The following is a 4871-nucleotide window of genomic DNA, read 5'->3' on the forward strand; positions in this document are numbered from 1 at the left end:
GGCCAATAAGTGCCGCACAAATCCCGGCGGGTGCAGATTTCCGGGCGGTTTGCGCCAGATCAGTTGGAGACGCTTTTCAAGCCCCGGGATGGGAAGAGCTACCAGCGCGCCACTGCGAACTTCGTCTTGTACTGCGGAAGCCATCACCAACGACACGCCGAGTCCCGCCCTGACTGCTTGTTTGACTGCCTCGGTGCTGCCTAGCTGCATACCGCTGCGAGGCACGCCCAGCTCGCCAAAGTATTCGGTCAGAAGCCGTCCGGTACCGCTACCCGGTTCACCTCCCAGCATCGGCAGGTCCACCAGACGATCGCGTTCTATGCACCCTGCTTCAGCCAGCGGATGGTCGGGGCTGACGATAAGTACCAGCGGCTCGACCCGCCAGAGGCGGTGTTCGAAGTCGGGGTGAGGTAGCCACCATTCCATGATCGCGGCGTCGAGCTGGCCCGCCAGTAGCTGGTCGGCCACATCCGGGTTGGCGGCGATGCGCAGATCCACCTCGCCCCTCTCATTTGCGGTCGTCAGATAGCTGCGCACGAATGGCTGGAGAAGGTAGGTGCCGATGTTGGAGCTGGCCCCGACGCGCTCACTATTTCCATGCAGGGCTTCTAGCGCCCGGGCGTGCATGTCGAGCAAGGCGGTCGCATGCGGCATGAAGGCCAGCGCACGTGTGGTAGGCTGGCAGCCGCTACGACTGCGCTGCACCAGCGTTACGCCGACCTGCTCTTCAAGCTTCTGCAAGTGCTGCGACACCGTCGGCTGGGCCAGCCCCAACGCCCTCGCCGCGCTCTGAAAACTGCCTGTTTGAACGATCGCTACCAGGCTCTTCAGCCAGACCGGATTCAACATGCGGCAGGCTCGGCCTGGGGCAGACGGTTCGCAGCGTTGATTGGGCGCGCACCTGCCAACGCCTGGATGATGCTCTGCGCTGCACAACGTTCAATCTCCAGGCGCACCGCGCGCACTGCCGACCCTATGTGCGGAGTGAAGAGCGTATTCGGATGCGCGAGCAGCGCAGGATCGATCAGCCGCGGCCGGTCCGCGCGAGCCCAGTCTTCCATTTCGAATACATCCGCCGCATACCCGCCGAGCTGGCCTCGCTCAAGCGCCGCGAGCACGGCGGCTTCATCCACTACCGAACCACGACAGGGGTTTACAAGCAGAGCGCCCGGCCGTACGAGGGCAAGCAGCTCGGCGTTGACCAGATGCTCAGTATCGGCATTCAAGGGAAGCGCCAGCAGGATGAAGTCCGAGCTGGCGAAGAGTTCGCTGCACGCCACCTGGCGCAGGCCGAGCCGTTGCTCGGTTTGTGTATCCAGAGCCTTCGCCTCGTGGTACTGCAGGGTCGCGCCCCATCCCTGCAAGCGCTCAGCCATGGCCTGTCCGATGGCGCCCATGCCAAGGATGCCGACCGTCGCGTTATCCAGCCCCGTGCCGTAGAACTGTGGTTGCCAGCCCTGGAACTCGCCAGAGCGGACGAACGCATCTGCTGCGCGCAGATGCCGCCCCAGCCCCACCGCCAGTCCGATCGCCAGCTCGGCAGTCGGGACCGTCAACAGATCAGGCACGAAGGTCAACCAGACCCCGCGGGCAGTACAGGCGTCCACATCGAAATTGTCGAAGCCCTTGAGCGCGCAGCCGACCACACGCAGCTCGGGGCAGGCTTGGAGAAATTCTGCATCGACCCGATCGGGCATGAACGCCATCATCGCCTGAGCATCGCGGCAGCGGCGCAGAATTTCCTCGCGCGTCAGCGTGCTGTCGCTCTGGTTGGTCATCAGCTCGCAATGTGGCGCCAGCAGTTGCAGGATCTCATCGTGTACTCGGTGAGTTATAACGAGTTTCGGCAGCATGGTTTGTCCTATTTGAAACGTTTGCGCAGCACGCCACTGAAGGCGTCTACTAGCGTGACCATGGCCAGGATGACCAGCAGGATTGCTGCAACCTCCTGGTACTGCATGATGCGCAGCGAGCCCATGAGTTCGAAGCCGATACCGCCGGCGCCAACCATGCCCATCACGGTGGAGGCGCGAAAGTTGTATTCCCAGCGGTAGATCGCCACGTCGGCGAACTGTGGAGTCACCTGTGGCAAAACCGCGTGCAGCAGCACTTGCATCGGCGTAGCCCCCGCCGCCCGAGCGGCTTCCACCGGCGCTTCGTCGACGTGCTCGATGGCCTCGGCGAAGAACTTGCCGACCATGCCGATCGAATGCAGACCCAGGGCAAGCACGCCCGGCAAGGCGCCGAACCCTACGGCTGCAACGAAGATGATGCCCATGATCAGCTCCGGCACCGACCGCAGGGCATTGAGCAGCACCCGGGCAACACCGAACACAAGGGGGTGCGGCGCCGTATTGCGCGCTGCAACGAAGGCCACCACCAGCGAGAACACCACTGCGATGGCCGTGCCGGCGATGCTCATCGCCAGCGTGTCGATCAACGGGCGAATCCAGCTTCGATAGCCCGAAAAGTCTGGCGGCATGGCCTCGCCTGCCAGGGTCGCGATGGAGGGCAGCCCGTTCAGCAGCGTGGTGGCATCGAGCAGCCCCACGTACCAGCAGGCCAACAGCACCACTCCGAGTACAATTGCCACCTGCCCCAGCTGGCGCCACCAACCGAGGCCGAAGCCTCGAAGGATGTGCTCGCGTTGCTCTGCAGGCAGCGCCTGCACGTCATGATGAGTAGACATATCGGTGCTCACATCGTGGCGAAGTCGAGGCCGAGCAGCGATCCCATGTTGCGAATCACATCGTAGTCGGCGTCGGTGATTGGCGCGAAGGCCTCGGCTTTGAAGTTGCGCAGCACTTCGGGATCGTCGATACCGACGAATACATCCCGCACCTTGGTTTTCAGCTCGGGGCTCAGGTTCGAGCGCATCGCCCAGGGGTATTGGGGATATTCGCCGCTGTAACCAAGTACTTTCACCTTGCTCGGATCGATTAGGCCACGTTCGGCTACTTGATTGAAAATTACCTCCGACAGCCCACCCGCATCGGCGTTTCCGTTCGCCACGTTGACGGCAACGGCGTCATGCGTGCCCACAAAATGTTGTTCGTAGTCCTGCCCACCCGTCAGCTCGGCCGTCTCAAGAAGCACGGTTTTGGGAATCAGATGGCTGGACGTCGATGCCCGGTCACCATAGGCCATCTTCTTGCCCTTAAGGTCGGCATACTCATTCACGCCTGACGCCACATTGGCGATAATCACTGAGCGATAGGTCGGCTTGCCGTCGATGATCATGGCAGCGAAGGGCTCGATGTCGCTTTTGCTTTTGGCCATGACGTAGGACAGCGGACCGAAATACGCCAGGTCGATACGGCCAAAGCGCATCGCCTCAATCATCGAGGAATAGTCGGTGGTTACGATCAGCTGCACCTTCTTGTCCAGATGCTCTTCCAGATAATCCTTCAGCGGCTGGTTTCGCTTGATCAACTCCGAGGCGTTTTCGTCCGGCAGCAGCGCAACCTTTAGCACATCCGGATCGGCATCGGCCGCTACGGCGGACAGACTTGAAACAGCGGACAGCAAACAGGTCAATAAGAGAGCGGATAAGCGTTTCATCGGGACATCTCCAGTGAAGGTGCGAGCATGACAGGGGTTTCAGCCGGAGCAGTTGCTGGCTGAGTCGTAGAGCGGCCTGCATAGATGCGCTCAAGCTGCGCATCGGTGAGTTCCGAGGGCGCGGCATCGAAAACGATCTGAGAATCGGCCAGCCCGACGACGCGATCGGCGAAGCGGCGGGCATATTCGAGTTGATGCAGCGAAACGATGGCGGTGATGCCGTCTTCCTTGCAGATGTCGCGCAGCAGTCCGAGAACACGGACCGAAGTGGCCGGGTCGAGACTGGCTACCGGCTCATCGGCAAGAATGATCGCGGGCTGTTGCGCTAGCGCACGCGCGATGCCTACCCGCTGCTGCTGGCCACCGGACAGTTTGTCCACCCGGCTTAGCGCCTTGTCTGCCAGACCGACCCGAGCGAGGCAACTGAGCGCAATCTCCTGATCGGCACGCGGCAGAGGAAACAGCGAGCGGAGCGTGTTGTGAAAGGCCAGCCGACCGGTAAGCACATTAGCCAGTGCGCTTTGACGTTCGATTAGCTGGTGGTGCTGAAAGATCATGGCGGTACGCCGACGATGCTGACGCAAGGCCGAGCCGCTGCCGAGCTCACCGAGCTCGCTGGTGACACTGCCGCGAGTGGGCGTGACGAGTCGATTGAGGCTACGGAGCAAGGTCGACTTGCCTGCGCCCGAGAGACCAAGCAGCACGGTGAACTCACCACGCCGAAATGCAATCGAGGTATCGCGTAGGGCTGTCACGCCGCCTGGGTAGACGACGCTCAACCGGTCGACCCGCAGCACGGCGTCCTGTATCGGATGGGGCGTCATTTGATCACCTTTCGCAATATTGCTGGCCGCACAATTGCGGTTCGCGATGCAAAGGGTAGAAATTCCTTGTTAACGCACTGCTTCTAAATGATGACATTTCGATGAATGCTTCGAATCTGCCGTAGCGGGGCGGCAAGCGAAGCCGTGGAAGAACGGGCGCAACGTAGCGTCTTTCTTCACGCGGGATACAGGAGGCTTTGATTGATACTGCTGCGGATTCGCTACAGTAACGTTGGGCCAGAACGTAATGCCATCCAAGCAAGAGAGCGCACACTAGCGGACTATAGGAGACATTCTACTCTTGCCCGTCGATTGACCCAGGCCGTTATGTGGCTGGTCGAAACCTTCAGGTGCCGCCCAACTAGATGTCTGTTGTCGCGCCCAGCTTAATGCTAGCGCAAGCCGCTTATTCTTCTAGCAACGCCGCGCTAGTCTTGAATGATGTTTCCTCAGTAGACTGATCATGCGCGGTATCTGCTTCGATGC

Annotated in this window: 5 protein-coding genes; all 5 read right to left on the reverse strand. The window is 61.0% G+C overall.

Annotated elements, in window-relative coordinates; genetic code table 11:
- On the reverse strand, nucleotides 1-849 hold an 849-nt coding region (locus HZR81_RS23145), incomplete at its 3' end, for a LysR family transcriptional regulator (protein WP_169918194.1).
- On the reverse strand, nucleotides 843-1853 hold the full coding sequence (gene ptxD, locus HZR81_RS23150) for a phosphonate dehydrogenase PtxD (RefSeq protein ID WP_003152798.1): 1011 nt from the start codon (nucleotides 1851-1853) through the stop codon (nucleotides 843-845). The genes ptxD and HZR81_RS23145, both read right to left, overlap by 7 nt.
- A gap of 8 nt (nucleotides 1854-1861) precedes the next feature.
- A complete protein-coding gene (gene phnE, locus HZR81_RS23155; protein WP_003298907.1) occupies nucleotides 1862-2689 on the reverse strand; it encodes a phosphonate ABC transporter, permease protein PhnE in 828 nt (275 codons plus the stop codon).
- A gap of 8 nt (nucleotides 2690-2697) precedes the next feature.
- Nucleotides 2698-3561: a phosphate/phosphite/phosphonate ABC transporter substrate-binding protein gene (phnD, locus tag HZR81_RS23160; RefSeq protein WP_126189395.1), complete on the reverse strand. Its 864-nt coding sequence runs from the start codon at nucleotides 3559-3561 to the stop codon at nucleotides 2698-2700.
- Nucleotides 3558-4385 (reverse strand): phosphonate ABC transporter ATP-binding protein, encoded by an 828-nt coding sequence (gene phnC, locus HZR81_RS23165; protein ID WP_003117867.1) that lies wholly within the window; start codon nucleotides 4383-4385, stop codon nucleotides 3558-3560. Before phnC ends, phnD begins: the two co-directional genes overlap by 4 nt.
- Nucleotides 4386-4871: the final 486 nt, after the last annotated feature.

It is taken from the genome of Pseudomonas sp. LM13 (genome assembly GCF_041381355.1).
Classification (GTDB): domain Bacteria; phylum Pseudomonadota; class Gammaproteobacteria; order Pseudomonadales; family Pseudomonadaceae; genus Stutzerimonas; species Stutzerimonas frequens.